This is a genomic window from Halomonas sp. ATBC28 (assembly GCF_005937175.1).
GTDB classification, from domain to species: Bacteria; Pseudomonadota; Gammaproteobacteria; order Pseudomonadales; family Halomonadaceae; genus Vreelandella; species Vreelandella titanicae.
This window is the reverse complement of record NZ_VCQL01000099.1, coordinates 1-478: the sequence shown is the minus strand read 5'-3', so window position 1 is coordinate 478 and position 478 is coordinate 1. Positions and strand designations below refer to the sequence as shown.

At 53.6% G+C, this 478-nt stretch carries 1 protein-coding gene; it reads right to left on the bottom strand.

The annotated features are described in order from the left end of the window. Positions 1-478: apolipoprotein N-acyltransferase (lnt, locus tag E0L35_RS25505; RefSeq protein ID WP_138801730.1), on the bottom strand; the 478-nt coding region annotated here is incomplete at both ends.

The window sequence follows — 478 nt, the reverse complement described above, 5'->3', positions numbered from 1 at the left end:
GTAATGCCGTTGTTGGTGCTGCGCAACAGTGGGCGCGCCAGCTCCAGCGCACGCATTCGCGCCATCTGGAAGTGTTGCCATGGACCAATAGATTTACCAAACCACGCATCGTTGGAGATAGTCAGCAGATAGTCGGTATCCGGGCGGAAGTTATCGCGCACTTGCTCGCCAAGAATGATCTCGTAGCAAATGGCCGCAGTAAGCTCAATACCATTTACCGACAGCGGCGGCTGGATATATGGCCCACGGCTGAACGACGACATCGGCAGATCAAAGAACGGTGCTAACGGACGCAGAATCGACTCCAGCGGGACAAACTCGCCAAACGGCACCAGATGGTTTTTGTTATAGCGATCGGCTGATTCATAGCTGTACGGTGCGCCTTTACCCAGTGTGATGATGGTGTTGTAGGTATCGTAGCGGTTCTGTTTATTGAGACGCGCGTCGACAATCCCGGTGATCAGCGAGCTACCTTTAT